Here is a 26,205-nt window from a genome sequence, read left to right on the forward strand (position 1 = left end):
TCGGTGGGGGACGCGCAGGGGAGCATCCGGCCGCACCCTCGCCGGACCGGCCGTGAGAGTCGAGGTGCCGGTGCGACCGCGCGCCCGGCAGACAGGTGCTACGGGCGGGTCGTCAGACCGGCGAACAGACGGCGCTGGACATGCGTCCGAGGTCGACGTGGAGTCGACCTACGAGAGCAATACCGGCGCGTGACATGTCGCAAAGATTGACATGGAGCCAGAAAGCCGTCCATCACTGTCCGGGATGCGAACGCCCATCTCACATATCGAACACGCATGCCCACATTATGAGATGAGATGATCTTCCCCGCCGGTCGCGGCATGGATCGTCGCCGCGGTTGGTTACGGTACGGGTGGTCGGATGCCGTTTCCCCCGAACGGTACGCGGCCCACGCACCACAGTGGACGAGGAGCTGATGGGTATGCCAGGCGAGGTTCTGGGCGCGCCCCGGCGCAGAACGCGCTCCGTATGCGTTCCCGTATCTACCGCGGGATCCGCCTCCGAGCGGCCGGAGCCGCGTCGCGAGGAAGCGGTCGAGACACTGCGGTACGCCCTCAACGGATTTCTCTCCGCGATCCGTGCCGATCGTGCCGGGCAGGTCGGTCCGGTCGACGCCGATGCCGACGGTACCCGGTATCGGCTGCTCGCCGCGCTCGCCGACGAACTCGACCTGGACAACGAGCGGCTGGCCCGGGTGCTCGGCCTGCCGGTGCCCGCCGTGCGCGACCTGTTGGACGTGCACGGACGCGAGGGTCTGGTCGAGGCGGTGCGCGCCGGGCGCGGCCGGGGCGGCTCGGTGGCCCGGCTCACCCCGGCCGGACGGCGCGAGTTGTACCGGCTCGACACGTTGTTCCGGGAGAGTTGGGAGAGCGCCTTCGCGGACCTGCCGGCCGAGGAACTGCGCACCGCGGCGCGGGTGCTCAGCAGGCTTTCCGGGGTGCTCGTGCCCACTCGCTGACCAGCGCGGACCACCTGATGAACGGGGTGTGGAGGGCGGCCGAACGGGGGGTGGATCCACCCGGTCGGCGACTTGGCGAATGGCGGGCCCCCGGCCGGATACCTTAAAGGGGTGGCAGCGGACTACCAACAACGACCTCGCCTGCGAGGGGCCGGTCGCATCCGGTTGCGGAGCGCATTGTGGCGGATACTCCGCGAGACGGTGATCTCCTGCTTCAACCACCGGGTCACCGGCCTGGCCGCCGAGGCCGGGTTCTTCATGCTGCTCTCGCTGCCCCCGCTGCTGCTCGGGCTCGCCGGTACCGTCGGCTACCTGCACGGCATGATCGGCGGCAGCACGGTCAACGACCTCAAGGCGGACATCGTCAAGGCCGCCGGGTCGGTGCTCTCCAGCAAGAGCACCGAGCAGGTGGTGGTCCCACTGGTCAACGACGTCTTCGACTCCGGGCGCGCCGACATCATCTCGGCCGGCTTCCTGATCGCCCTGTGGTCCGGCTCGCGCGCGCTCAACGTCTACGTCGACACCATCACGATCATGTACGGCCTGTCCGGCAAGCGCGGCATCGTACGCACCCGACTGCTGTCCTTCACGCTGTACGTGGTCGGCCTGCTGCTCGGGATGTTCCTGATCCCGCTCCTGGTGGCCGGTCCCGAGTTGGTGGTCAAGGCCTTCCCGCACTTCGCCGGGACCGTGCACATCCTGTACTGGCCGGTCCTGGTGGTGCTCTCGGTCTGCTTCCTGACCTCGCTCTACCACGTGTCGGTGCCGGTACGGACGCCGTGGCGCGAGGACATACCCGGTGCGCTGGTCGCCCTGCTCCTGTGCATCCTCGGCAGCTTCCTGCTGCGCGTGTACCTCGCCACCACCATCGACGGCCCCACCGTCTACGGCTCGCTCGCCGCCCCGGTCGCGGTCATGGTGTGGATGTACTTCGCGGCGATGGCCGTGCTGATCGGCGCGGCCGTCAACGCCGCGATCGACCAGGTCTGGCCCAGCCAGGAGACCGCGCAGGCGCGCGCCGAGCGGGACAAGGAGAAGGCCGCCGAGGAGATCGCCGCGGCCATGGAGCACCTGCGCTCGGGCCGGCACCGGGGCAACCCCGGCGACTGGACACCCACCTCGGACGAGCACGACGAGATGGAGGACACCGTCATCCACGGCGAACTCCCCGACATCGCCGAGCCGCCGTCCGAGTTCCCCGAGCGCTGGGCCATCCACGCGCGCGACGCCAAGCGCGGCGACGCGGGCACGGTCAACGGTCGGGCCAACGGCAGCCGCCGGGCCGGCGAAGTGCCCACCCGGATGCCGTCCCGACCGCCTCGACCGCCCGGTCCGCCGCCCACCAACGGCCAGCCGCCGAGCCTGCACATGCCCGCCGGGCAGGAGTTGCCGGGCCTGCCGCTGGACGACACGGCGTGGCCGCCGCGGCCGACCCGCCCCGTGGCCGGCGAGCAGGAACACGCTCGACGCGACCGGCCGTGATGGCCTAGGCTTTCCCGAGTGGTCCGCTGGGGCCACGTGGTACCCGAGAGCGCGCGACCCGAGGTCGCACACAACAGGTGGGAGGTGGATGTCGTGACCACGACCTTGATGACGGTCGCCCGGATGGGCTGGACCTCATTCCCCCTCTCCATCTCTCGGGTTCGCACCGCGTAGCCGCACCGGGTCGTTCCGGGTGGCGCGCAGGTCGGCGGATCCGCCCCTCGAAGGGCCACCGGCTTGTCTTCCCAGCAGCACCGCATTTCCCGCAACACCTCTTCCGTCGCGACCTCCGACGTGCTCGCCGCCTACGGCTGGGACGCGGACCGCGACATCGAATTCGCTCCCTACCTGACCCACGGCCTCGTCCCCGGGCGGATCGCCCGCGTGGACCGCTCGCTGTGCGAGGTGGTCACCGCCGACGGCACCGTGCGGGCCGCGCACGGCGGTGGTGAACTGCCGTGCACCGGCGACTGGGCCGCGCTGGAGTTTCCCGACGACGGGCGCGAGGCGTTCGTCGCCGCGCTGCTGGAGCGCCGGACCGCACTGGTGCGCTCGCAGGCGTCCGGGCGCTCGGCGGGTCAGGTCCTGGCGGTCAACGTCGACCTGATCGGCGCCGTCGTCCCGCTGGACGTGCCGCCGGATCTCGGCCGGCTGGAGCGGCTGCTCACGCTCGCGTGGGAGAGCGGCGCCCGGCCGCTGGTCATCCTCACCAAGGCCGACCTCGCGGCCGACGCCGACGACCTGCGCACCGACGTCGAGTCGGTGGCGATGGGCGTGGACGTCGTGGTCGCCAGCGCGCTCACCGGCGAGGGCCTGGACGTGCTTCAGGCTTACACCGCCGGGCAGAGCGTCGCGCTGATCGGCACCTCCGGCGCGGGCAAGTCCACGCTCACCAACGCGCTCGCGGGCGCCGAGGTGACCTCGGTCCAGGAGGTGCGCGGCGACGGCAAGGGCCGGCACACCACCACCTGGCGCGAGTTGGTCCCGCTGCCGAACGGCGGCGTGCTGGTGGACACCCCGGGCATGCGCGGCGTCGGCATGTACGACGTCGGCGAGGGTCTGGACCGCACCTTCGCGGACATCGACGCCCTGGTCCGGGACTGTCGCTTCGCCGACTGCACGCACGACAGCGAACCCGGCTGCGCGGTGCTCGCCGCGATCGAGGCGGGCGAACTGCCGCAGCGCCGCCTGGACAGCTACCGCAAGCTGCTCCGGGAGGCACGCTGGATCGCCTCGCGCGAGGACCATCGCATCCGCGCCGAGCGGGCCCGTGAGTGGAAGCTGATCCACAAGGAGATGCGCCGCTCGCCGTCGCCGAAGAAGTGACGCCGGGTCGGGGGGCGGACTCGGTCCGCCCCCCGACCGCCGGTCAGTGTCCCTTCGCCCGCCGTGCGCCCGGCACCGGGTCGAAGCCGCCGTTGCCGGGGCGGCAGCGGATCAGCCGACGCGCCGTCAGATACGTGCCCCGGACCGCGCCGTGCCGGTGCAGGGCCTGCTTGCCGTAGGTCGAACAGGTCGGCGTGAAGGTGCAGCACGGCGGGGTGCGCGGGCTGATCTCGGTGCGGTAGCGCTCCACGGCGGCACCCAACCGGCGGGCGGGCGAGCCGCCGCGTGGGCGGAGCAGGCTGGTCAGCGCGATCCACATCAGGCGCAGCGAGAACAGGCTGATCAGGCACGCGTCGCAACCGCAGTCGCCGTTTCCCCCGCCGCCTCCGCGACCGCCCCCGCCGCCGCCCCCGCCGCCACTACCCCCGCCTCCACCACTGTCCCGATCGCCGCCGTCCCGGTTGCCGCCGCGGCCGCAGCAGCCCCGGCCGTCGCCTCCGCCGCCACCACCTCCGCCGCCACCACCTCCACGACCACCGCCCGATCCACCGCCGGACCCCCCGGAACCGCCGGATCCGCCGCCGGACCAGCCGTCGCCACCACCACCACCTCCGCCGCCCGAGGGCTGGTTGCCCAATTCCCCGGCTGCGTCCACGAGATCCTCACGGCGCTCCTGGCGGCGGCGACGTTCCTCTTCCTCCTCGAGCCGGCGGCGCCGCTGCTCGGGCGTCTCGCCGGGCGGGCCCGCGCCGTCACCGAACAGGGGATGCGGGTCGTGTGGCGGTTGGGTCATGGTGGTGCTCCCCGTGTTCCGGATCTATGTTCGGGGCAATCTACCGGGACCCGTTCGGCGCCGTTCGGGTCTCCCGGTCCGCACACAGGAGGCACCCGCAGATGGCCAAGGCACCCGCGTTCGACCCGATGGACCCGCTCGGCATCGACGATCTGCTCGACCCCGAGGACAAGGCGATCCGGGACACCGTGCGCCGATTCTGCGCCGACCGGGTCACGCCTTACGTGGCCGAGTGGTTCGAGCGCGGCGAGCTGCCCGACGTGCGGGAACTCGCGCGTGGGCTGGGCGGGATCGGCGTACTCGGGATGACCCTGGGCGGCTACGGCTGCGCCGGGACCAGTGCGGTGCAGTACGGCCTGGCGTGCCTGGAACTGGAGGCGTGCGATTCGGGGTTGCGCTCGCTGGTGTCGGTGCAGGGCTCGCTGGCGATGTTCGCGATCCACCGCTTCGGCACCGAGGAGCACCGACGCACGTGGCTGCCTCGGCTGGCCGCGGGCGAGGCGCTCGGGTGCTACGGGTTGACCGAGCCCGATCACGGTTCGGATCCGGCGTCGATGCGTACGCACGCCAAGCGGGACGGCGACGACTGGGTGCTCAACGGCCGCAAGATGTGGATCACCAACGGCTCGGTGGCCGACGTGGCGGTGATCTGGGCGCAGACCGAGGAAGGTGTGCGCGGCTTCGTGGTGCCCACCGACACCGCCGGCTTCGCGGCCGTCGACATCAGGCACAAGATGTCCCTGCGTGCGTCGATCACCAGCGAGTTGACGCTGGACGACGTACGGTTGCCGGCCGACGCGGTGCTGCCCGACGTGGTGGGCATGCGCGGCCCGCTGACGTGCTGGGCGAGGCCCGGTACGGAATCGTGTGGGGCACGGTGGGCGCGGCGCGCTCGTGCTTCGAGTCCGCGCTGGACTACGCCCGCACGCGGGAGCAGTTCGGCCGGCCGATCGGCGGGTTCCAGCTCACCCAGGCCAAGCTGGCGGACATGGCGGTGGAGATCGGCAAGGCGCACCTGCTCGCGCTGCACCTGGGCAGGCGCAAGGACGCGGGCGCGGTGCGCCCGGAGCAGATCAGCTTCGGCAAGCTCAACAACGTCCGCGAGGCGATCGCGATCGCCCGTCAGGCGCGTACGATCCTGGGCGCGAACGGGATCTCGCTGGAGTACCCGGTGATCCGGCACATGAACAACCTGGAGTCGGTGCTCACCTACGAGGGCACCTCGGAGATGCACACCCTGGTCATCGGCAAGGCGCTCACCGGCCTGGACGCCTTCCACTGATCGGACCCGCGCGGCGGGGGGCCTCCGCCCGACCGCCCGGCGACCCGACCACCCGACGACCCCTCGATTCCTTGATCCCCGACGCCGCGGCGGCTTTGCGCGCCGTTTGCCCAGGGCCGGTCCGGGCAGACGCCTGCCCAGCCGGATGCCGTACGGCACGGCCGCGAAGGCGCTCCGGGACAACCTTTGGGGATACGACATGTCAGCGTCAGCCTCCATGGCCGAATCGGGTCGTGAAGCCAAGGCCGCCGGGCGGCAGGCCGCCGACAGCAAGGTGATGGTGGGCCTTGCCCGAGCGGGCCTGGCCGCACGCGGCCTCCTCTATATCCTCGTCGGCGCGATCGCGGTGCAGATCGCCTTCGGCGACAAGAACCAGGAAGCCGACCGGGGCGGTGCGGTCGAGGAGATCGGCAAGAAGCCGTTCGGCGAGGCCATGTTGTGGGTGCTGGTCGTCGCGCTGATCGGGATGTGCCTGTGGCGGCTGGTGGAGGCCGCGTTCGGGCAGGCCGTGCCGGACGGCAACAAGGCGAGCAAGCGACTGATGTCGCTGGGCCGGGCGATCTTCTACGGCTTCGTGGTCGTCTCGCTGATCCGCACCCTCACCGCGGACGGTGGCGAGCAGGGCAAGGAGCAGGGCGGCAGCAGCAACGAGACCTCGAAGGACCTCACCGCCAAGGCGCTGGACTGGCCGGGTGGTCGGTATCTGGTGGGACTGGCCGGACTGGTGCTGCTCGGCGTCGGGATCGGGATGGCCGTACGGTACGCGCTGCGCAAGTTCCGGGAGAAGCTGAACACCGGCGAGATGAGCCCCACGCAGCGCAAGGTGGTGGACCTGCTCGGGATGATCGGCGGAATCAGTCGAGGTGTGGTGTTCGGCGCGGCCGGTGTGTTCATCGTGGTGGCGGCGGTGAAGTTCGACCCGAACCGGGCCAAGGGAGTGGACGAGACGTTGCGCTCGTTCGCGGGCACGCCGGTGGGGCCCGCCCTGCTCGTGGTGGTGGCACTGGGCCTGGTGGTGTTCGGGCTGTACTCGTTCTGTGAGGCGCGGTGGCGCCGGGTGCGCTGAGGCCGGCTACCCCGGCGCGTCCCCGCGCACCGTGACCCGGATGCTCTTCCCGGCGCCGACCGACAGGACGTCGATCCGGCCGCCGATTTCGGCGACCATCAGCTTCACGATCATCAACCCCCGGCCGTCCTCGGCATCCGGGCCGGTGTCCAGGAGCGCGTGCGGGCGGAACGGGTGGTCGTCGGCGACCTCGAGGCGGACCTCGGCGCCGGTGTGCGACGCGGTGATCCGGATGCGCTCGGTACGGATCGCGGCGTGTCGGACCGCGTTGGAGGTCAGCTCGGTGGCGACCAGGAGCAGGATCTCCTCGATCTCCTCGGCCACCCCCCAGGCGCGTAACAGGTCGCGCAGGCGATGCCGTACCTCGGGCACGCCGGCGACCGTGGGTGCGATGGTCCAACGCACGAACACGGGCCCGGGTCGATGCTCGGGATCCGGGTCGTGCCGGTCGTCCCTCGAGGTGCGCTCGTGGCGAGCGCGGGCGCGGGCCCGCCCGACGGCGGTCACGGATGACTCGACGAGCGGGACGCGACCGGGACGATCGTCGGATGGGGCGGATGGGGCACACGTGCGGGGGATGGCATCCCGGAGTCCTTCGCTTCGTTCACTGCGGAGCGCGGGTCTTGCGCCGGCGTTGGCAGTGTGCGATGGCCCGTCGTGCTCGGGGCGTGGTTTTCCGGGTGTGATCCGTAATGCTTCGGTAAGTGGCACTTCATCTCGACTTTGCGCCCGGTTCGGATCCTGTTCGGATCCGGGATCAATCGCCCGTCGAGCGCCGCAGTCGTTTGATCTCACCGCGATGGTGCTTGTTGCGCAGCCTGCGTTCGCGCATCCCGCGCGAGGGTTTGGTCGGCCGCCGGGGTGGCGGGGGCGGGGCGGTGGCCTCGACCAGGAGCTCGACCAATCGGCGGACCGCGGCCTGTCGATTCATGAGCTGGGAACGCTGCTCGGACGAGGCGACCGTGAGTACGCCGTCCACCAGGCGCCCGGCCAATCGGTGCAGCGCCCGCTCCTTGAGCTCGTCGGGCAATATCGTGCTGGCGCCCAGGTCGAAGGACACCTCGGCGCGGCTGTCCGTGGTGTTCACCGACTGTCCGCCCGGTCCGGAGGAGCGCGAGAATCGCCACGACAGCTCGGCGACGGGTATCACCACGCCGCGAATGTCGAGATCTGTCGTCATACGGACATGATCCCGTGTCGCACCGGCCCGGGTCGACCGGGTTTTCGAGCGCGTTGGCGGATGCTTTCCGGGCTCGGGACGGAGAGGATCGGGGGATGAGTGCCGACATGAACGCGGACGAGACGAAGACATACGGGTCCTGGCCCTCGCCGATCACGGCCGAGCGGCTCGTGGAGGGGGCCGCGACTCCCGGCGACATCCGGGCCGACGGCGAGGACGTGTGGTGGTCGGAGGGTAGGCCGTCCGAGGGTGGCCGGATCCAGTTGGTGCGGCTGCGACCGGGCGGGTCGCCCGAGGACGTGCTGCCCGAGGGGTTCTCGGCGCGAACCCGCGTGCACGAGTACGGCGGCGCCGCCTGGACGGTTCGCGCGGGTGTGCTGGTCTTCGCGAACTGGACCGATCAGCGGTTGTACCGCCTCGCGCCCGGCGACGCGGCGCCGGTGCCGGTCTCCGCCGAGCCGGAGGTCGAGGCGGGCCTGCGCTACGCCGACTTCACGATCGTGCCCGCGGGGCAGTGGGGTCCGGGCGAGTGGCTGGTCGCGGTGCGCGAGAGCCACGAGCCGGCGGCGGTGAACACGCACGGCGAGGCGGTCAACGAGATCGTCGCGCTGCCGCTGGACGGCCCGGGCGGCGATCGGGTCCTGGTCACCGGACCGGACTTCGTGTCCTCGCCGCGCCTGGCCGCGGACGGCTCCGCGCTCGCCTGGACCCAGTGGTCGCACCCGGACATGCCGTGGGACGCGGCCGAGCTGATGGTCGCGGCGATCGAGGCGGGGCCGCGGCCGACCGGCGCGCAGGCGCTCGCGGGCGGCGGGCGCGAATCGGTGGTCCAGCCCGAGTGGGGGCCGGACGGCGCGCTGTGGTTCACGTCGGACCGCACCGGGTGGTGGAACCTGTACCGGGTCGGTGCGGGTGGTCAGGTCGAGGCGGTGGCGCCGGTCGAGGCGGAGATCGGCGGCCCGCAGTGGGTCTTCGGCGAGCGCTTCTACACCTTCCTCGACGACGGCCGGATCGCCTGCTCGGTCGGCTCCGGCGGCTTCGACCACCTGGGTCTGGTCGACCCGACCCGCCCGGAGCAGCCGCCAGCCCGGGTGGAGACCGGGCTGAACCGGTTGTCCGACCTGATCGCGGTGCCCGGCGGGGTGTTGTTGATCGGCGGTGGTCCGGACGACGAGGACGCGCCGCGCCGGGTTCGGCTCGCGCCCGGCACCGCCACCGCGTTGCAGATCGAACGGCTGCGCCCGGCCCGGGACTTCGGGTTGGACGCGCAGTGGTTCAGCGCGCCGCGGGCGATCGAGTTCGCCTCCGCGGCCGGCCGTACCGCGCACGCGCTGCTGTATCTGCCGAAGAACCCGGACGTGCGGGCGCCGGAGGGTGAACTGCCACCGTTGATCGTGTCCATCCACGGCGGGCCGACCGCGCAGGCGTCGGCGGTGCTCAACCTGCGGATCCAGTACTGGACCAGCCGGGGCTTCGCGGTGGCGGACGTCAACTACGGCGGCAGCACCGGTTACGGCCGGGAGTACCGCAACCTGCTGTACGACTCGTGGGGCATCGTCGACGTCGAGGACTGCACCGCGGTGGCCCGGCACCTCGCCGACACCGGCGTCGTGGACGGCACCAAGCTGGCCATCCGGGGCGGCTCGGCGGGCGGCTACACCACGTTGGCCGCGCTGGTGGCGGGCGACGACTTCACCGCCGGCGCGAGCCACTTCGGCGTCGCCGACATCGCGGCGCTGGCCCGGCACACGCACAAGTTCGAATCGCGCTACCTGGACCGACTGGTCGGCCCGTACCCGGAGGCCGAGGCGGTCTATCGGGCGCGCTCGCCGATCAACCACACCGAGCACCTGTCCACTCCGCTCGCGGTGTTCCAGGGGCTGGAGGACCAGGTGGTCCCGCCGGCCCAGGCGGAGATGATCGTCGCGGCCCTGAAGGAGAAGGGGCTGCCGTACGTCTACCTGGCCTTCGAGGGCGAACAGCACGGCTTCCGGCGGGCGGAGAACATCATCCGCGCGTTGGAGGCCGAACTGTGGTTCTACGGAAAGGTCTTCGGCTTCCGGCCGGCCGACCCGATCGACCCCCCGCCGGGTGGGGGATTCTGACCGGACACAGCTCGAACCGAGCGCGGCGTCCCCTCCGACGGGGCGCCGCGCGGGTGAGCGACGCGGCCCGTCGGCCCGCCCGTCCGGATCGGGCGCGCGGGCCGTTACCCTCGGGTCCTGTGATTCCCGAGGCAGTGCGGACATGCCGACGCACTCGGTCATCGGTTCGTATGTTTTCGCCCGCCTCGGGTGGGATGGTGTCGACCGCGCCGCGGTCGACCGTCCGAGCCGAGGCGGCCCACCGTCGAGGAAGCCGACCATGCCCGAAGCGCCCGTCGAAGAGCGACCCTCCGCCGCACCGGATCGCGGGCCTTTGCCCGATCCGCCGGTCCCGGCTCCCGCCGCCCGCCGCACGGGTCCCACCCGCCTGTACGCGCTCGACGTGCTTCGACTGTTCGCCGCGCTCGCCGTGTTGTCCTTCCACTGGACGGCGGACGCCGGCGTGCCGGAGATCTGGGGCGGTCGCACCCCGCAGGACTTCATGCCGACCGTCGCCGGGATCACCCAATACGGCTGGCTCGGCGTCGAACTGTTCTTCATCATCAGCGGCTTCGTGATCTGCATGAGTTCGTGGGGGCGGCAGGCCGGCGACTTCGTGGTCTCCCGGGTCGTGCGCCTGTATCCGGCCTTCTGGGCGGCCATCCTGCTCACCGCCACGGTCCTGCACTTCGCGCCGGACCTGGGCCGGCCGGGCGCTCGGGCCGGCATCGACGCCCGGACCGTGCTGGTGAACTTCACCATGTTCGAGGGCCGGCTCGGGTACAAGGACGTCGACGGCGTCTATTGGACGCTGTGGCTGGAACTGCAGTTCTATCTGCTGTTCGCGATCGTCGTGGCGATGGGATTGACCTATCGCCGCGTGGTCGCCTTCTGCGGCATCTGGCTGGTCGTGGCGATGATCGCGAACGGCAGCGAGGTGCCGATCCTGGAAGAGCTCGCGATGTTGCGTCAGGCGCCGTACTTCGTCGCGGGTGTGACCATCTACCTGATGTATCGCTTCGGGCCGAATCTGCTGCTCTGGGCCATGGTCGGCTTCACCTGGCTGCTGGCGATGGCGGACGTGCCGGGCCTGAAGAAGGTCTACGACGACGCGGTCGGCGACCCGATGTCGACGGTGGGCGTGTCGGTGGCGATCACTCTGGCCTACGCGGTGATCATCGCGGTGGCGCTGGGCTGGTTCGACTGGGTGCGGTGGAAGGGGCTGGCCGTGTTCGGCGCGCTGACCTATCCCCTGTATCTGATCCACCAGGAGGCCGGCTGGACGCTGATCCACTGGCTGCGCGAGCGCGGGCTCGGCGACCGGGCGGCGATCGGGGTGGCGCTGGTCGCGGCGCTGACCGTGGCATGGCTGCTGCATCGCCTGGTCGAGCGTCCGCTGAGTCGGCTCATGAAGCGCGGCTTCGACAAGTCCCTGACGACCATGCGAGCGGCGTCCGACCCCGCCCCGAGGCGCGGGTTGCGGCGTTCGAGTGGTGAGGGTTTGGATACACCGCGTTAACATGCCCCGTTTCGACGGGTAACACGCGGCGGCGATTCTTCGAGGGCAACAAGCCGGTACGACTCTCGAGGAGGGGCACGACGTGTTGCTGACCCCGCATGAGCAGGAGCGGTTGATGGTCTCCTACGCCGCCGATCTGGCGCAGCGCAGGAGAGCCAGAGGACTGCGGCTCAACCACCCGGAGTCGGTGGCGGTCCTGTCGTCGTTCCTGCTGGAGGGCGCGCGGGACGGGCGCTCGGTGGCCGACCTCCAGGAGGCGGGTCGACACGTGCTCGCCCGGGACGACGTGATGGAGGGCGTTCCGGAGCTGTTGGCGGACGTGCAGGTGGAGGCCACCTTCCCGGACGGGACCAAGCTGGTGACCGTGCATCGGCCGATTCCGTGAGGCCGCGCCGGTCGTTGGCGGCCGTGGTGCCGGGCGAGATCCTGCTGGGCGAGGAGCCCATCCCGCTGAACCCGGGGCGGGTGGTGCTGGTGTTGCCGGTGGTCAACGCCGGGGACCGGCCCGTGCAGGTGGGATCGCATCTGCACTTCCCGGCGGCCAACGACGCGTTGGAGTTCGATCGCCGAGCGGCCTGGGGGCATCGGCTGCACGTGCCCGCCGGGACCGCGGTGCGGTTCGAGCCGGGCGTGGCCCGCGAGGTGGAGCTGGTGCCGTTGGCCGGTGCCCGGATCGTGCCCGGGCTCCGGCCCGGCCGCGGCGGGGTGCTGGACGCGGGCGACACCGGGGACGCCGGGGACGTGGGGGAGGCGATGGGCCCGGGACACGCGGCACGGGGCGCGTCGGACGGGGAGGACGCGCGATGACCTCGATCGATCGGCACCGATACGCGCTGCTCTACGGCCCCACCACCGGCGACCGGATCCGGCTCGCCGATACCGAACTGCTGGTCGAGGTGACCGAGGACCTGACCCGCCCGCGCGGTGCGGCCGGGGACGAGGCGATCTTCGGCGGCGGCAAGGTGATCCGCGAGTCGATGGGGCAGTCCGTGGCCACCCGCGCCGAGGGCACGCCGGACACGGTGATCACCGGCGCGGTGATCCTGGACCACTGGGGGATCGTCAAGGCCGACGTCGGCATCCGGGACGGCCGGATCCGGGCGATCGGCAAGGCGGGCAACCCCGACACGATGGATGGAGTGCACCCGGACCTGGTGATCGGCCCGTCGACCGAGATCATCGCGGGCAACGGCCGGATCCTGACCGCCGGCGCGGTCGACTGCCATGTGCACCTGATCTCGCCGACCCAGTTCCCCGAGGCGCTGTCGGCCGGGGTGACCACGATGGTCGCCGGCGGTACGGGGCCCGCCGAGGGCAGCAAGGCGACCACCGTCACGCCCGGCGCGTGGCACCTGGCCCGGATGCTGGAGTCGCTGGACGGGGTGCCGATCAACTTCGTCCTCCTGGGCAAGGGCAACACCGTGTCCGAGGAGGCCATGTGGGAGCAGATCCGGGCCGGCGCGGGCGGCCTCAAGCTGCACGAGGACTGGGGCTCGACGCCCGCGGTGATCGACGCCGCGCTGCGTGTGGCGGACGCGGCGGGCATCCAGGTCGCGCTGCACAGCGACACGCTCAACGAGACCGGTTTCGTCGAGGGCACGCTGGCCGCGATCGGCGGGCGGACCATTCACGCCTATCACACCGAGGGTGCCGGCGGCGGGCACGCGCCGGACATCATCACCGTGGCCGGACTGCCCAACATCCTGCCCTCGTCCACCAATCCGACCCGGCCGCACACCGTCAACACGGTCGAGGAACATCTCGACATGCTGATGGTCTGCCACCACCTGAATCCGGCCGTCGCCGAGGACCTGGCGTTCGCCGAGTCGCGGATCCGGCCCTCGACCATCGCCGCCGAGGACGTGCTGCACGACCTCGGGGCGATCTCCATGATCGGCTCGGACAGCCAGGCGATGGGCCGGGTCGGCGAGACCGTGCTGCGCACCTGGCAGACCGCGCACGTGAACAAGGTCCGGCGCGGCGCGCTGCCCGGCGATGGGGCCGCGGACAACCTGCGGGCCCGTCGTTATGTGGCCAAGTACACGATCTGCCCGGCCGTCGCGCACGGACTGGACGAAGAGGTCGGCTCGGTCGCCGTCGGCAAGCTCGCGGACCTGGTGTTGTGGGACCCGAGGTTCTTCGGCGTACGACCGCACCTGGTCGTCAAGGGCGGGGCCATCGCGTGGGCCGCGATGGGCGACGCGAACGCGTCCATTCCCACGCCGCAACCGGTGTTGCCCAGGCCCATGTTCGGTGCGGCGGCGCGCACCGCCGCGGCGACGTCGGTGCACTTCGTGGCGCCGGCGGCGCTGGAGGACGGGCTCGCGCGGCGGCTGGACATCGACCGCCGACTGGTGCCGACCGGCGATGTGCGAGGACGGGGCAAGTCGGCCATGCCGCTCAATGACGCCATGCCGCACATCGAGGTGGATCCCGAGACGTTCTCGGTGCGCGTGGACGGGGAGAAGGTGGTCGCGGCGCCGGCCGGAACCCTGCCGATGGCGCAACGTTATTTCCTGTTCTGATTGCGCATGAAAGCTTCTTGACGGAGGGTCAGTGAAAGCTGACTCACCGTCAGGATGTAGAACTGTGACTGCGGTGACCGGCCAGGACCGACATCGACACGTTACGACCAGTAAGAGGTGGTACTCATGGGTGCTGGACTTCTCCTGCTCGGGGATTCCAGGCTGCCGGCAGGCGGCTACGCGCATTCGGGCGGCTTGGAGAACGCCGTCCAGCGGGGCGAGGTGCACGACCTCGACACGCTCACCGAATTCCTGCTCGGCAAGCTCTACGGCACCGGGGCGGTGCAGGCGGCCTTCGCCGCCGTCGCCGCGCTGACCGCGGGGCCGTACGCGCTGCCCGAGATCGCGCCGTGGGCCGAACTCGACGCCGAACTCGACGCGCGGACCCCCTCCGCGCCGGCCCGGGCCGCCTCGCGCGCCCAGGGCCGATCACTGCGCCGGGTGGCCAAGGCGGCCTGGCCCACCGAACCGTGGCCGGCCCTGGGGGTGTCCCCGCACCACGCGATCGTGCTCGGCGCGGCGGCCACCCGGGCCCGGCTCGACGAGCGCGAGGCGGCCGTGCTGGCCGCGACCAACGTGGTCAACGGGCCCGCCTCGGCAGCGGTCAAGCTGCTCTCCCTCGATCCGATCTCGGTCACCGTGGTGCTCGCCGAGATGGCCGGGCACTGCGATCAGGTCGCCGAGGAGGCCGCCGACGCGGCCCGCACCGTGTTCGCCGACGGCGACTGGGACCGGCTGCCGTGCTGGTCCTCGGTCGGCCTCGACGTCTGCGCCGAACTGCACGCCCACGAGGAGGTCGTCCACTTTGCATCTTGACCATGCCCCCGGCAACGGCGGGACCCACACGCACCCTTCGCCGCCGCCCACCGTGCCCGGCTCGCGCGCGTTGCGGATCGGCATCGGCGGACCGGTGGGATCCGGCAAGACGGCGCTGGTCGCCGCGCTGTGCCGGGTCCTCGCCGACCGCTTCTCGCTCGCGGTGGTCACCAACGACATCTACACCACCGAGGACGCCGACTTCCTGCGCGCCGCAGGGGTGTTGGCGGCGGACCGGATCGCCGCCGTGCAGACCGGCTGTTGTCCGCACACCGCCGTGCGCGACGACATCAGCGGCAACCTGGACGCGATCGAGGACCTGGAGGCGGCGCATCCGGACCTGGACCTGGTGATCATCGAGTCCGGCGGCGACAACCTGACCATGACCTTCAGCCGGGGTCTGGCCGATGTGCAGATGTTCGTCATCGACGTGTCCGGCGGCGACAAGGTGCCGCGCAAGGGCGGCCCCGGGGTGACCCGTTCCGACCTGCTGGTGATCAACAAGACCGACATCGCCCCGCAGATCGGCGCCGACCTGGCCGTGATGGACCGCGACGCGGCCCGCATGCGACCGGGCACCCCGGTTGCCTTCCTGTCGCTGCGCGAGAGTCCGGGCGCGGACGTGGTCACCGCGTGGGTGCTCGACCAGATCGCCGCATGGCGGGCCGGCACGGCGGTACCGGTACGGCCGGCGGGCCGGGTCGAGGTCGCGTCGGCCGCGGCCCCGGTCCTCGGGTGAGGGCAACCGCCCTGGTCCGCGCGGAACTTCGGCACGGCCGCACGGTGCTGACCGAACTGCGCGGACAGGTGCCGCTGCTGCCGCGCGAGGTGTCCGTGCCGGGCGGTGTCGCCGAGGTGGTCTTCGTGGGCGGCGCGGCCGGACCGATCGGCGGCGACGACCTGGCGCTGCGCGTCGAGGTGGGGGCCGGCGCGCGGCTGCGGGTACGCACCGCCGCCGCCGCGGTGATCCTGATCGGCGACGGCACGCCGGCCCGGCAACGGGTGGACCTGGTGATCGGCGCCGGCGGCCTGCTGGAGTGGCTGCCGGAACCGGTCGTGGTGGCCGCGCGGGCCGCCTTCCACAGCGTCGTGCGGGCCGAACCGGCGCCGGACGCAGGCCTGTTGGTGCAGGAGACGCTGGTCCTGGGGCGTGTCGACGAGCCCTGCGGGGACGCGCTCTCGCGCTGGGACGTGGTCGTCGACGGGCGTCCGGTGCTGCGCCAGCAAAGCGGCTACGGCCCGGCCGCGCATCCGGGCTGGCGCGGACCGGCGGGCACGGCCGGCGGGACGGTGGTGGCCACCCGGTTGACCCTGCCTGCCCCGCCCGATCGACCGACCAGTGCGCCGGGCCGGGCGGTGTGCGATCTCGCGGGCGGCGGTCTCCTGGTGACCGTGACCGCGCGGGACACGATGACGGCACACCGCGCGCTCGCGGGGACGTCGGCCTCGGCTCCGGCCCCCGCGACGCCCGCGGCCCCGGTCGCGGCCTTGGCGGATCAGCTCTCCAGGGCGACCAGTTCGGAGCCGGCCGTACCCAGCAACAACACCTCGCCGGTGCCCGCGGCAGCGGCGGTCAGGTAGGTCGACAGCGGATGCGTCCAGCGCCGCCGGCCCGTCGCCCGATCGAAGGCGTGCAACTCGTCGGTGCCGCCGGCATAGGCGATCCCGTCCACCACGGCCACCGGGCTGGGCACGCCGGCACCGGTGGTCCGCCGCCAGCGCTCCGCGCCGGTGCGCGCGTCCAGCGCGTACAGCGTCCCGACGTCGGTGGTGTAGATGATGTCGTCCACGACCACCGGCGCGGTCAGGTCCGGGGTGCCGCGGAAGCGCCAGACGATCTCGCCGGTGGCGATGTTCAGCGCGACCAGGGTGAACCCGGTGACCACGTAGACCAGATCACGGACGACGTGCGGAGGCCGGGTGATCGGCGCGGCGAGGTGGATCGACCATCGCGGCTCCCCGCGCTCGGGGACGATCGCGCTGACCGTGCCGTCGGTATGGGTCAGGTACACCAGGTCGCCGCCGCCGTTCTCGCCGATCACGGCCGGCATCACCCCGCCGCGCTGCGCCGACTCGCTCCACTCCCAGCGGTGCGCGCCCTGCGCGATGTCGAACGCGAGCACCCGGTCGTCCCGGGTGCCCACCACCAGGGACGAGCCCAGCATCACCGGCGCGCCGAGGATCTGGTCGCCCGCGTACTGCTGCCACACGCGTTCACCGTTGCCCGGGTCGAGCGCGGAGAGTTGCCCCGCCACACACGCCAGGAACACGGCGGTCCCGGAGACCACCGGCTCGGACCACACCATCGACTCGGTGCGCGCGGTCCACAGCGCGACGCCGGTCTCGGTGCCCAGGGCCATCACCACGTTCTCGGTGGTCGTGCAGTAGGCGACGTTGTCGAAGACCTGGAGGGTGGTCACCCGGCCCTCCACCGCGCGCCGCCATCGCGTCTTCGGCTGCGACCGGCCCTCGCCCAGCCGCGCGAACGCGACGCCGGCCGAGGTCACCGTCGCCGCGGTCACCGCGAAGCCGCCCGCGATCAGGAGCCGGCGCCGGGTCAGCGTGCTCCCGGTCGGCGGGTCCTGTGCCCGGGCCGCCTGCGGCATGTCGGCGCGCTCGCGCGCGGGAGCGGCGGGCAGGACCAGTATCGAAGGCCGCGGGGTCAGCACCCGGTCCACGTCCACCGCCGTCGGACGTTGTCCGGGGTCGGGATCCAGGCAGCGCCGGAGCAGCGGGCTCAACTCGGCGGAGGGCGTGCCGCCCCCGGCGAGCGTGATCAGCGTGCCGAACGCGTACACGTCCTCGGAGGGATCACCGCCGTCGTCCGCGTCCGTGCGGCCCGCGAAGCCGGTCACGCGCGGACCGTACGGGGTGATCAGCACCTGGTCCGGACCCAGCCGGCCGTGCACGAGACCGATCGCGTGCACACGGGCCAGAGCGTCGGCGATGCCCGCCGCGACCTCGCGCAACGGGCCGTCCGCAAGCGGACCGTCGTGGTCGAGCACCTCACCGAGCGTCCGCACTCCGGGCATCGCCCACGCCCTTCCGGGACCTGTCGACGTGCTTGCTGGAGAGCAGAGTAGGACCTGGGGGGCGGCACGGATAGAGCCCGGAAAAACGATCCGGAAACGGTTCGCCGGCCCGAGGCGCGAGGGGAACACGAGGCGCCCGGGGCGACCTCGGCGGCGTTTTCGGACCGGTTCGCGCGTGCTCCGGGACCGGGCCGGAACCGGTTCGGACCGGGGGCGGGTCGGGTCCGGATCGGGTTCGGGTCGGGTGGGGACCGGCTTGGCGCCGCATTCGGACCGGGGCCGGACGAGGACCGGGCCTGCTTCGGGGCAACGGGCAGGCCGGCTTCGGGCAAACAGGCGGGCCCGCTTCGGGCAAAAGAAAAGGAGGCGCCCGGCCAAAGGCGCCTCCTTCGCGAACCGCACAGCGTTTCGCGAGCAGGACGCTCATAACCCGCCCGCGCCCGCCGGCCCGCCGGCGCCGGGCTCGGGGTCGTCGCGGCGCTCAGTCCCGCGCCGACTCGAGCGCGCCGTCCCACACCCGGTGCCAATGGGCGACCGCCGACTCGCCCGTCCCGACGACCATCGTGGGCAGACCCGCGTCGAAGCCGCGCTGACAGGACTCGGCGCCGGGGAAGTCCTCGGTCACCAGCACGCGCTTGTTGGTCTCGTGGTTGGCCCGGGCCATGGCGATGCTGCTCTCGGCCAGCGGCTCCCAGGTGCCCTCGGTCATGTGCACGACCGAGCGGTTCGGCCGATCGCCCGGGTAGATCCGCAACATCGTGGTGCTCAGCGGGCTCTCGATCAGCACGGTGGACGGCAACACCGTCTGCACGTTGACCATCGGCAGCCGCGCGGGCCAGGACTCCTCGGGGACCTCGGCGAGTTGCTCGAACCCCACGATCGGGACGGCGAACCGGGTGTGCGGTCCCCACGTGTCGACGATGCCGTGGTTGAGCACGATCCCGTTGATGGTCGCGGTGTGCAGGAACGGTACGTGGTACGCCTCGACGTTGACGTCGACGGTGAGCTTCCAGTTGCAGGCCAACTCGAACCGCTCGCTGACCACCGCGCGGGTGCGGTCGTACGGGAAACCCGCGTAGGCGTCCTCCAATTCGTCCAACGCACCGGCCACTTCGACGTCCGGACGCAGGCCGACCACGACCAGGCCGGCGGACAGCGCGACCGGCAGCGGGCGCAGGCCGAACCTCTCCGGGTCGATCCCGGGGAACTGCGGACGCCCGGGCAGCCCGGTCAAGGCGCCCCGGTCGTCGAAGGTCCAGCCGTGATAGCCGCAGCGAAAGCGCTGCGCGCTGCCGCAACCGGTGCCGGTCAGGCCCTCGGTCTCCGGGACGTCCCGGCTGACCCGCATGCCCCGGTGGGTGCACGCGTCCAGGAACGCGTGCAATCCGCCGTCCCGGTCCCGGGTCACCAGGACCGGTACGCCGTCCACGTCGCGCGCGATGAAGTCGCCCGGCTCGGCCACCTCGCCGGCCCAGCCGATCACCTGCGGCGTGCGGCGGAAGAGCACCTCCCGCTCGCGGGCGTGCCGGGCCGGGTCGGTGAAGCACGAGCCGTCCAGGACGGCGGGCGCCGCGCCCAGGTCGAGCGTGCGGTGGGTGATGTGCTCGATGATGCGCCGCCCGGTGGCGACCACGTCCTGGTGCTTCACGGTGTGACTCCGATGTCCGGGCCGGCCGGCACAACCCCGACCGGATCTCTGTTACACCGTTACATTGTTGGACCGGGCCGATACCCCGTCAATGACCCGCGACCGGATGTGGTGTCATCAGTGGGCAATCGCACGTGGAGGTCAGCACCATGCCCGGCCGGGTCGAGAACGTTGCCTATGACATCGCGGGCCTGACCCTGTCGGGTCTGCTCGCCCGACCCGGACCCGGCGTCCGCCCCCGCGGACTGCTGCTCGCGCTGCACGGCGGCGGGTCGCGCGCGGCCTATTGGCATCGCGAGGGCGCCGCCGAGGGCTCACTCCTGCTGTTGGGCGCGGGCCTCGGCTGGGCGGTCCTGGCGATCGACCGACCCGGTTACGGGGCCTCCGCGGGTCTGGCCCGGGAACGACAGGGGCTGGACGCGCAGGCGGACCTGGTGTTCGCGTTGCTGGACGAGGTGGCCGAGAGCCTCGCCGACTCGCCGGCCGAGGCGGCCGGGATCCCGGCCGGCGCGGAGTCGAAGGGGCCGGGTCGGCTGCCGGTGTTCGTCGTGGCGCACTCGATGGGCGCGATCCTGGCGCTGCGCATGGGCGCGGACAAGCGCGGTCGGGAACTGCTCGGGCTCGCGGTCGGCGGCGCGCCGTTGCGGTACACGCCACAGCGGTTGGCCGAGTTCGCCTCGGTCCCCACCGAGGGCGACTTCGTGCCGTCGACCGGCGGCGGCACTCCGGACACCTTCTTCGGGCCGCCCGGGTCCTACGACCCGGCGCTGCTCACCCGGGCCGGGCGGGTGGCGGCGGCGGTGCCGATGGCCGAGTTCCTCGACGTACGGGAGACCCCGCACACGCTGCCCGCGGTGCTGGCCAGGGTGGTGCCGCCGGTGCACTGGACCGTGGCCGAGTTCGAGCGCTCCCAGCCGGCCGGTCCCGAAGTGCCGGACGAGGCACGCGAGTTGCTCGCCGCCGCGGGTTGGGTGGAGACGCACACGCAGCGCGGTGTCGGGCACAACATCAGCCTGCACCACGCCGCGCGCGCGTATCACCTGCGGGTGCTGGCCTTCGCCGAGGAATGCCTGCTCGCGAGCCCCGCCAACGGCTGACGCACCGACTGCGGGGGAGCCGGCGGCGCCGATCCCGCCGCCGGACCGACCGACCCCGGCCCATCCGGCGCCCGGGTGTCGCCGGTCACGGCCGGTCCGGCAGGGTGAACCACACCACCTTGCCCGGGGGGAGTCGATCGGCGCCCCACGCGTGCGCCAGGCCGTCGATCATCCGCAACCCTCGACCCGACTCCTCGTCCCAGTCGCCGACCCGGGCGATCGGCATGCGCGGCGACGAGTCGCGCACCTCCACCCGCAGTACGTCGCCGTCGTGCAGCAGGGTCAGCGCGTGCCAGGCCCCGGGCCCGACGTGGACGAGCACGTTGGTCAGTAGTTCGGTCAGCAGTACCTCCGCCACGTCGACCAACCCGGCCAGGCCCCAGTCGTGCAAAACCTTGCCGGTGGTCCGGCGGGCCCGGCCCACCCCCAGGGCCGAAGCGGCGAGTTGAACGCAATAGTGACGGACGTCCTCCGCCATCACCGGCATGTCGACCTCCGGACGTGCGGCAGGGGGTCGCGCGATCCGAGATATGCACCCAGAGCGACCCGTGGACAACATTAAGTCATGACGGACATGGAGCGTGCCCGGCCGTGAATGAGTGTGCAACTCCCAATCTTGGATCGACGGGAAGTTTCCGGTAGTAACCACACTTCCACGCGCAGTAGGGCACACTGTCCCCCGATCGGACGCGCCGACGTTCCGGTTCGGTGCGTGAACAGCGTGTAAGTGGAGGTGCGGCGTGGCCATGGCGCCCAATCCGACCGTTCGGCAGCGCAGGCTCGGGACCGAACTGCGCCGGTTGCGCGAAGCGCGCGGCCTCAGCCTCGAAGATGTCGCCGTGCGCCTGGAGTGCTCGGATTCCAAGGTCAGTCGGATCGAATTGGGCCGCAGCGGCGTACGACCGGTGGACCTGCGCATCCTGCTGGACCTGTACCGGGTCGCGGACGAGCAGGAGCGCGATTCGCTGCTGACTTTGGCGCGTGAGGCGAAGAAGCGCGGCTGGTGGCACAGTTACTCGTCGATCCTGCCCAGCTCCTATGCCGAACTGCTCAGCCTGGAGGCCGAGTCCTCGGGTATGCGGGGATTCGAACTCTCGCTCATTCCCGGCCTGTTGCAAACGCCGGACTATGTCCGGGCGGTGATTGCCGCGGTGCGCGAGGACATGTCCGCCGAGCAGGTGGACATGCTCGTGCGGGTCCGTCAGGAGCGGCAGGCGGTGCTGGACCGCGTCGGGCCGCACGGCGAGGCGACGTTCCGGCTGACCGTGGTGATCTCGGAGTCCGTGCTGCGCACCGTGGTGGGCGGTCGGGAGACGATGCGGGCCCAGTTGGAACACCTGATGGCCGCCGCCGCGCGGCCGCACGTGCGCCTGCAGATCCTCCCGTTCTCGGCGGGCGCACACCCGGCGATCGAGGGTTCATTCGCGATCATCGGATTCCCCGCGCTTTCCGATCTGGATGTGGTCGTACTCGACACGCATACGAGTAGCCTCTATCTGGAGGAGCCCGAACACGTCAGTGTCTATGAGCGTTTGTTTGAGGACATCCGCGCTTCGGCGCTGTCGTACGGTGAATCCTTGTCCATGATCGAGCTCGCAGCAAAGGAATTGTCTTGAGCAACACAAACCCGGGTTCGCTTTTCCGGTTCGATTCCCCGAGTATCACTGCGGTTTCCTACCCCGATGGGAAAGATGCAGGTCACAGCGCTGTCGCGGGCCACGCGTGGCGGCGGAGCACATACAGCGGCGCCACCAGCAATTGCGTCGAGACGGCCCCCGTCGAGAGCGCCGTCCTGGTGCGCGACTCGAAAGTTGCCGCCGGTCCGGTGCTCGAACTGGAAGCCGGCGCGTGGCGGACCTTTATCGGTGGGATCGGCGCCTGAGTCGAGTCCCGTTCCGATACCGAACGGTTGATTGTTCGCGCTCCTCACTCCCAGGAGTGGGAATTAATCCCACGAAAGAGTGAATTCTCCCGATGATCGTCCCGGGTTCCCGTGCCCCGGGACGCTCCCAATGCGCAACTCTCCGTCGCCGACCCCTTACTCCACTCCGTGCGCTGCCCTCCGGTTCGCTCCGGCAGCGCATCGGGGTGGAAGAGTGGTGGGGTGCAGATCTCGGTGCTTGGCCCGCTCCAGGTGTGGGACGACGACGGTCGATCCGTGACGATCGGCGGCGCGCGGTTGCGTGCGCTGCTGATCCGGCTTGCCCTGGACCCCGGCAAGCCGGTTTCCGCGGACCGGCTGATCGCGGCCGTGTGGGGCGACGAGCCGCCCGCCGGGGCCGGCAACGCGCTCCAGTCGCTGATCTCCCGGCTGCGTCGACAACTGCCCGCCGAGCTCGACTCGGGGCCGGCCGGCTACGTGCTGGGGATTCGCCCCGAGGACGTGGACGCGCACGTGTTCGGCACACTCGCGGTCCGCGGTCGCAGGATGCTGGGCGAACGCAATCCGGCGAGCGCCGCCGAGACCCTGGGCCGGGCGCTCGCGCTGTGGCGGGGCCCGGCGCTGGTCGACGCCGCCGACGCGCCGTTCGCGATCGGCCCCGCGGCGCGGCTGGCCGAGCAGCGCCTGGGCGCGATCGAGGATCGGGTGCAGGCCCAGTTGACGCTCGGCCGCAGCCAGGGACTGGCCGCCGAACTGGAACAGTTGACCCGCGAACACCCGTTGCGCGAGCGACTGTACGGACTGCTGATCCGCACGCTGCACGAAGAGGGCCGCCGGGCGGACGCGCTGACGCTGTATCAGGACCTGCGCGAGCGGCTCGCGGACGAGTTGGGCATCGACCCCTCGCCGGACCTGGAGGCGGCCTACCTCGCGGTGTTGCGCGGCGGCGACCCGCGCCCGACGGCTCGGGCGACCCCGCCCGCGCCGGCCGAGCCCCACCCCCCGGTCGAGCCCCGCCCGGCGCCGGGCAATCTGCCCGCGCGGCTGACCACGTTCGTCGGCCGCGAGGACGAGGTGGTCCGGGTCGACCGGCTGCTCGACGAGTCGCGCCTGGTCACCGTGGTGGGCCCGGGAGGCGCGGGCAAGACCCGACTGAGCACCGAGGCCGGCGCCCGGCTCGCGGCTCGCGGTCAGGGTGTGGACGGCGGCATCTGGTTCGTCGAACTCGCCCCGGTGCTGGACCCGTTGGACGTCCCACAGGCGGTGCTGGCCGCATTGGGACGACGTGAGGTGGGTCTGCTGGACACCCACCTGCCCGGCCCCGGCCGCGATGTCGTGGACCGGATCGCCGAGCTGCTCGCGGGCCGACCCATCCTGCTCATCCTGGACAACTGCGAACACCTGATCGCCGCCGCCGCGACTTTCGCCGGCCGACTGCTCGCCCAGACACCCAACCTGCGGATCCTGGCCACCAGCCGGGAACCGCTGGGCATCGACGGCGAGATGTTGTGCCCGCTGGGGCCGCTCGCGCTGCCCCCGGTCGACGTCGGCGTGGACGAGGGCATGACCTACGCGTCGGTGCGGCTGTTCGCCGACCGGGCCCGCGCGGTCCGCCCGGGCCTGGTGGTCGACGCCGCCACCATCGGCGCGGTCGCCGAGATCTGCCGGCGGCTGGACGGGCAACCGCTCGCCATCGAACTCGCCGCCGCCCGCACCCGCTCGCTCACCCCCGCGCAGATCGCGAACCGGCTCGACGACCGGTTCCGGCTGCTGACCGGCGGGAGTCGGACCGCGCTGCCCCGGCACCAGACGTTGCGCGCGGTGGTCGAGTGGAGCTGGGACCTGCTGGAGGAGCGCGAACGGGTCGCGCTGCGTCGACTGTCGGTGTTCGCCGGCGGCACCACGCTGGAAGCCGCCGAGGCGGTGCTGCCGGGCGAGGACTTCGCCGCGGCCGACGTGCTCGACCTGCTCGCCGGGTTGGTGGACAAGTCGCTCGTGGACGTGATCGGCAGCACCGAGACCCGCTACCGGTTGCTGGAGACGATCCAGGCCTACGCGAGCGAGCGGCTCGCCGACGCGGGCGAGGTGGACGCGACCGCGGAGCGGCACGCGCGCTGGTTCATCCGCTACACCGAGGCGGAGGACGCGCGGCTGCGCGGGCCGGGACAGATCGAGGCGATCAACCGGATCGCCGCCGAGCACGACAACCTCGCGGTCGTGCTGCGCCACGCGGTCGAGCACGGGGACGCGGACATCGCCACCCGACTGGTCGAGGCGCTGTCCTGGTTCTGGGCGATACGCGGCAATCACGGCGAAGGGCACGCGTGGGGCCACGAGGGGCTCGCGGTGCCCGGACTCGCGCCGCAGGACAAGCGCGCCACCGCGCTCGCGTTCCACGCGCTGCACGCCTTCTCGGCCGGCGAGCGGTGGGACGCGATCCGCGCCTACGCCGGGGCCCGGATCATCGTCCGTCGACTCGGACCCGAGGCACCGCAATCGCTGCCGGTCTTCCTCGACATGCTGGGCTACGTGGTGCGCGGGGACAACCAGGCGATGAGCGCGGCGCTGGTGGCGGCCGACACGCTCGACGACCCGTGGACCCAGGCGATGGCCCGGCTGATGCGTGGGCACTTCGCGGTCAATCTCGGCCACCCCGAGAGCGCGGTCTACTTCCTGAACGACGCCCGGGACCGGTTCGCCGCCATGGGCGACCGGTGGGGACGCGCGTCCGCGATCTCGGGGCTGGCCGAACTGCTGATGTACACCGCCGACTTCGACGGCGCTTTGGCCGCCGTGGACGAGGCGCTCGTGCTGCTGTACGAGTTGCAGGCGGAGGACGAGATCCCACAACTGCTGGTCCGCCGGGGGATGATCCACGCGCGGTCCGGCGACATCGAGTCCGCGCGGCGGGTGATGGACGATCTCGTCGAGCGGGTCGATGTGCACTCGACTCCGCTCTCACTCCTGCTCGCCGAGCTCGGACTGGGCGAACTCGCGCGCTACACGGGAGATTTCGAGGATGCCGAGCAGCACTATCGGCGCGCCTTCGCGGAGCTGCCGAACACCTCCCTGCTGCCCCCGCAACTGATCGGCAGCCTGCACGTCGGTCGGGCCCACGTCGCGTGCGGCCGCGGCGACGTGGCGGCGGCCCGGTACCACCTCGATGCCGCGCTCCCGTACGCGCTGGAGAGCCAGGACATGCCGGTGTTCGCGTCGTGTGTCGAGGGGTTCGCCGTGCTGGCCCTGACCAACGGCGACCTCGAGAGCGCGGCGCTGCTGCTCGGCGCGGCGCAGGTGGTGCGCGGCCACCCCGGTTTCGGCGACATCGACGCGGACCGGGTCGCGCGACGGTTGGAAGTGAGCATGGGGGTCGAGGAATTCACCCGGGTGAGGGCGATCGGCGCGGCGCTGGGGGTGGACGAGGTGACCGCGTTGGTCCGGCCGGAACCGCTCGCGGCCCCGGAACCCTGAGGGCGCCGGGGCGGTTCGCAGCGCGAGCCGGCCGGTGTCGGCT

23 protein-coding genes and 1 pseudogene are annotated in these 26,205 nt (G+C 71.9%); 17 read left to right on the plus strand and 7 right to left on the minus strand.

The annotated features are described in order from the left end of the window. Positions 1-112 precede the first annotated feature (112 nt). Positions 113-196, minus strand: a complete 84-nt coding sequence (locus ACZ4FV_RS01045; protein ID WP_355541009.1) for a putative leader peptide — start codon at positions 194-196, stop codon at positions 113-115. 226 nt (positions 197-422) lie between these two features. Here ACZ4FV_RS01045 and ACZ4FV_RS01050 point away from each other — a divergent pair, with 226 nt between their 5' ends. From ACZ4FV_RS01050 to rsgA, 3 genes are all read left to right on the plus strand, one after another. Then, the gene (locus ACZ4FV_RS01050) at positions 423-959 is read left to right on the plus strand and encodes a hypothetical protein (RefSeq protein ID WP_395859755.1); all 537 of its coding nucleotides are present in this window, start codon (positions 423-425) and stop codon (positions 957-959) included. Between the two features lie 177 nt (positions 960-1,136). Then, the gene (locus tag ACZ4FV_RS01055; RefSeq protein WP_395859754.1) at positions 1,137-2,441 is read left to right on the plus strand and encodes a YihY/virulence factor BrkB family protein; all 1,305 of its coding nucleotides are present in this window, start codon (positions 1,137-1,139) and stop codon (positions 2,439-2,441) included. A gap of 237 nt (positions 2,442-2,678) precedes the next feature. Continuing rightward, entirely contained in the window at positions 2,679-3,767 is a 1,089-nt protein-coding gene (gene rsgA, locus ACZ4FV_RS01060; RefSeq protein ID WP_395859753.1) for a ribosome small subunit-dependent GTPase A, read from the plus strand. 43 nt (positions 3,768-3,810) lie between these two features. Here rsgA and yidD read toward each other — a convergent pair whose 3' ends face one another. Then, positions 3,811-4,560 carry a membrane protein insertion efficiency factor YidD gene (gene yidD / locus ACZ4FV_RS01065; RefSeq protein ID WP_402229189.1) on the minus strand — a complete coding sequence of 250 codons (750 nt, stop codon included), beginning with the start codon at positions 4,558-4,560 and terminating at the stop codon, positions 3,811-3,813. Between the two features lie 101 nt (positions 4,561-4,661). On the opposite strand from yidD, the pseudogene ACZ4FV_RS01070 reads away from it, so the two are divergent. Both ACZ4FV_RS01070 and ACZ4FV_RS01075 read left to right on the plus strand, forming a co-directional pair. After that, positions 4,662-5,842, plus strand: a pseudogene (locus tag ACZ4FV_RS01070) (acyl-CoA dehydrogenase family protein). Positions 5,843-6,041: 199 nt separating this feature from the next. Continuing rightward, complete coding sequence (locus ACZ4FV_RS01075; RefSeq protein ID WP_395859750.1) at positions 6,042-6,908, plus strand: DUF1206 domain-containing protein; 867 nt, start codon at positions 6,042-6,044, stop codon at positions 6,906-6,908. Positions 6,909-6,914: 6 nt separating this feature from the next. Here ACZ4FV_RS01075 and ACZ4FV_RS01080 read toward each other — a convergent pair whose 3' ends face one another. Continuing rightward, entirely contained in the window at positions 6,915-7,415 is a 501-nt protein-coding gene (locus ACZ4FV_RS01080; RefSeq protein ID WP_402229185.1) for an ATP-binding protein, read from the minus strand. Positions 7,416-7,665: 250 nt separating this feature from the next. Further along, a complete protein-coding gene (gene arfB / locus ACZ4FV_RS01085) occupies positions 7,666-8,088 on the minus strand; it encodes an alternative ribosome rescue aminoacyl-tRNA hydrolase ArfB (protein ID WP_465321537.1) in 423 nt (140 codons plus the stop codon). 95 nt (positions 8,089-8,183) lie between these two features. Between arfB and ACZ4FV_RS01090 the strand changes: the two genes are divergently transcribed. The 8 genes from ACZ4FV_RS01090 (at position 8,184) to ACZ4FV_RS01125 (ending at position 16,613) form a co-directional block, all read left to right on the plus strand. Then, positions 8,184-10,193: a S9 family peptidase gene (locus ACZ4FV_RS01090; RefSeq protein WP_465321539.1), complete on the plus strand. Its 2,010-nt coding sequence runs from the start codon at positions 8,184-8,186 to the stop codon at positions 10,191-10,193. Between the two features lie 259 nt (positions 10,194-10,452). After that, the gene (locus tag ACZ4FV_RS01095; protein ID WP_395859747.1) at positions 10,453-11,691 is read left to right on the plus strand and encodes an acyltransferase family protein; all 1,239 of its coding nucleotides are present in this window, start codon (positions 10,453-10,455) and stop codon (positions 11,689-11,691) included. A gap of 82 nt (positions 11,692-11,773) precedes the next feature. Beyond that, positions 11,774-12,076 (plus strand): urease subunit gamma, encoded by a 303-nt coding sequence (locus ACZ4FV_RS01100; RefSeq protein ID WP_395859746.1) that lies wholly within the window; start codon positions 11,774-11,776, stop codon positions 12,074-12,076. Then, positions 12,073-12,498: an urease subunit beta gene (locus tag ACZ4FV_RS01105; RefSeq protein ID WP_465321541.1), complete on the plus strand. Its 426-nt coding sequence runs from the start codon at positions 12,073-12,075 to the stop codon at positions 12,496-12,498. The genes ACZ4FV_RS01100 and ACZ4FV_RS01105 overlap by 4 nt, the downstream gene beginning before the upstream one ends. Then, complete coding sequence (locus ACZ4FV_RS01110; protein WP_402229176.1) at positions 12,495-14,216, plus strand: urease subunit alpha; 1,722 nt, start codon at positions 12,495-12,497, stop codon at positions 14,214-14,216. Before ACZ4FV_RS01105 ends, ACZ4FV_RS01110 begins: the two co-directional genes overlap by 4 nt. A gap of 126 nt (positions 14,217-14,342) precedes the next feature. After that, complete coding sequence (locus ACZ4FV_RS01115; protein WP_402229174.1) at positions 14,343-15,032, plus strand: urease accessory protein UreF; 690 nt, start codon at positions 14,343-14,345, stop codon at positions 15,030-15,032. Further along, positions 15,022-15,771: an urease accessory protein UreG gene (gene ureG, locus ACZ4FV_RS01120; protein WP_395859743.1), complete on the plus strand. Its 750-nt coding sequence runs from the start codon at positions 15,022-15,024 to the stop codon at positions 15,769-15,771. Before ACZ4FV_RS01115 ends, ureG begins: the two co-directional genes overlap by 11 nt. Beyond that, the gene (locus ACZ4FV_RS01125; protein ID WP_402229170.1) at positions 15,768-16,613 is read left to right on the plus strand and encodes an urease accessory protein UreD; all 846 of its coding nucleotides are present in this window, start codon (positions 15,768-15,770) and stop codon (positions 16,611-16,613) included. The genes ureG and ACZ4FV_RS01125 overlap by 4 nt, the downstream gene beginning before the upstream one ends. Here the strand turns inward: ACZ4FV_RS01125 and ACZ4FV_RS01130 are convergent. Further along, positions 16,529-18,064, minus strand: coding sequence for an outer membrane protein assembly factor BamB family protein (locus ACZ4FV_RS01130; RefSeq protein ID WP_402229168.1), 1,536 nt, complete (start codon positions 18,062-18,064; stop codon positions 16,529-16,531). The genes ACZ4FV_RS01125 and ACZ4FV_RS01130 overlap by 85 nt on opposite strands. 481 nt (positions 18,065-18,545) lie before the next feature. After that, positions 18,546-19,712: an aromatic ring-hydroxylating oxygenase subunit alpha gene (locus ACZ4FV_RS01135; RefSeq protein ID WP_395859740.1), complete on the minus strand. Its 1,167-nt coding sequence runs from the start codon at positions 19,710-19,712 to the stop codon at positions 18,546-18,548. A 149-nt stretch (positions 19,713-19,861) separates the two neighbouring features. Here ACZ4FV_RS01135 and ACZ4FV_RS01140 point away from each other — a divergent pair, with 149 nt between their 5' ends. Continuing rightward, on the plus strand, positions 19,862-20,809 hold the full coding sequence (locus ACZ4FV_RS01140; RefSeq protein ID WP_395859739.1) for an alpha/beta hydrolase: 948 nt from the start codon (positions 19,862-19,864) through the stop codon (positions 20,807-20,809). An 85-nt stretch (positions 20,810-20,894) separates the two neighbouring features. Here the strand turns inward: ACZ4FV_RS01140 and ACZ4FV_RS01145 are convergent, their stop codons facing one another. Beyond that, positions 20,895-21,296 (minus strand): ATP-binding protein, encoded by a 402-nt coding sequence (locus ACZ4FV_RS01145; protein ID WP_395859738.1) that lies wholly within the window; start codon positions 21,294-21,296, stop codon positions 20,895-20,897. A 259-nt stretch (positions 21,297-21,555) separates the two neighbouring features. Here ACZ4FV_RS01145 and ACZ4FV_RS01150 point away from each other — a divergent pair, with 259 nt between their 5' ends. From ACZ4FV_RS01150 to ACZ4FV_RS01160, 3 genes are all read left to right on the plus strand, one after another. Further along, positions 21,556-22,425, plus strand: a complete 870-nt coding sequence (locus ACZ4FV_RS01150) for a helix-turn-helix domain-containing protein (RefSeq protein WP_402229602.1) — start codon at positions 21,556-21,558, stop codon at positions 22,423-22,425. Beyond that, the gene (locus tag ACZ4FV_RS01155; RefSeq protein WP_465321543.1) at positions 22,422-22,691 is read left to right on the plus strand and encodes a DUF397 domain-containing protein; all 270 of its coding nucleotides are present in this window, start codon (positions 22,422-22,424) and stop codon (positions 22,689-22,691) included. The genes ACZ4FV_RS01150 and ACZ4FV_RS01155 overlap by 4 nt, the downstream gene beginning before the upstream one ends. 222 nt (positions 22,692-22,913) lie before the next feature. Beyond that, positions 22,914-26,162, plus strand: a complete 3,249-nt coding sequence (locus tag ACZ4FV_RS01160; protein WP_465321544.1) for an AfsR/SARP family transcriptional regulator — start codon at positions 22,914-22,916, stop codon at positions 26,160-26,162. Positions 26,163-26,205 lie beyond the last annotated feature (43 nt).

The sequence above is a fragment of the Embleya sp. NPDC025285 genome (genome assembly GCF_055558835.1).

Bases quoted from the DNA above. Each gene is read 5' to 3' on its own strand.
- ACZ4FV_RS01045 (WP_355541009.1), bottom strand. From the start codon at position 196: ATGTCACGCGCCGGTATTGCTCTCGTAGGTCGACTCCACGTCGACCTC.
- ACZ4FV_RS01150 (WP_402229602.1), top strand. From the start codon at position 21,556: ATGGCGCCCAATCCGACCGTTCGGCAGCGCAGGCTCGGGACCGAACTG.
- ACZ4FV_RS01095 (WP_395859747.1), top strand. From the start codon at position 10,453: ATGCCCGAAGCGCCCGTCGAAGAGCGACCCTCCGCCGCACCGGATCGC.
- ACZ4FV_RS01140 (WP_395859739.1), top strand. From the start codon at position 19,862: ATGCCCGGCCGGGTCGAGAACGTTGCCTATGACATCGCGGGCCTGACC.
- yidD (WP_402229189.1), bottom strand. From the start codon at position 4,560: ATGACCCAACCGCCACACGACCCGCATCCCCTGTTCGGTGACGGCGCG.
- ACZ4FV_RS01075 (WP_395859750.1), top strand. From the start codon at position 6,042: ATGTCAGCGTCAGCCTCCATGGCCGAATCGGGTCGTGAAGCCAAGGCC.
- ACZ4FV_RS01050 (WP_395859755.1), top strand. From the start codon at position 423: ATGCCAGGCGAGGTTCTGGGCGCGCCCCGGCGCAGAACGCGCTCCGTA.
- ACZ4FV_RS01115 (WP_402229174.1), top strand. From the start codon at position 14,343: ATGGGTGCTGGACTTCTCCTGCTCGGGGATTCCAGGCTGCCGGCAGGC.
- ACZ4FV_RS01090 (WP_465321539.1), top strand. From the start codon at position 8,184: ATGAGTGCCGACATGAACGCGGACGAGACGAAGACATACGGGTCCTGG.
- arfB (WP_465321537.1), bottom strand. From the start codon at position 8,088: ATGACGACAGATCTCGACATTCGCGGCGTGGTGATACCCGTCGCCGAG.
- ACZ4FV_RS01130 (WP_402229168.1), bottom strand. From the start codon at position 18,064: ATGCCCGGAGTGCGGACGCTCGGTGAGGTGCTCGACCACGACGGTCCG.
- ACZ4FV_RS01145 (WP_395859738.1), bottom strand. From the start codon at position 21,296: ATGCCGGTGATGGCGGAGGACGTCCGTCACTATTGCGTTCAACTCGCC.
- ACZ4FV_RS01110 (WP_402229176.1), top strand. From the start codon at position 12,495: ATGACCTCGATCGATCGGCACCGATACGCGCTGCTCTACGGCCCCACC.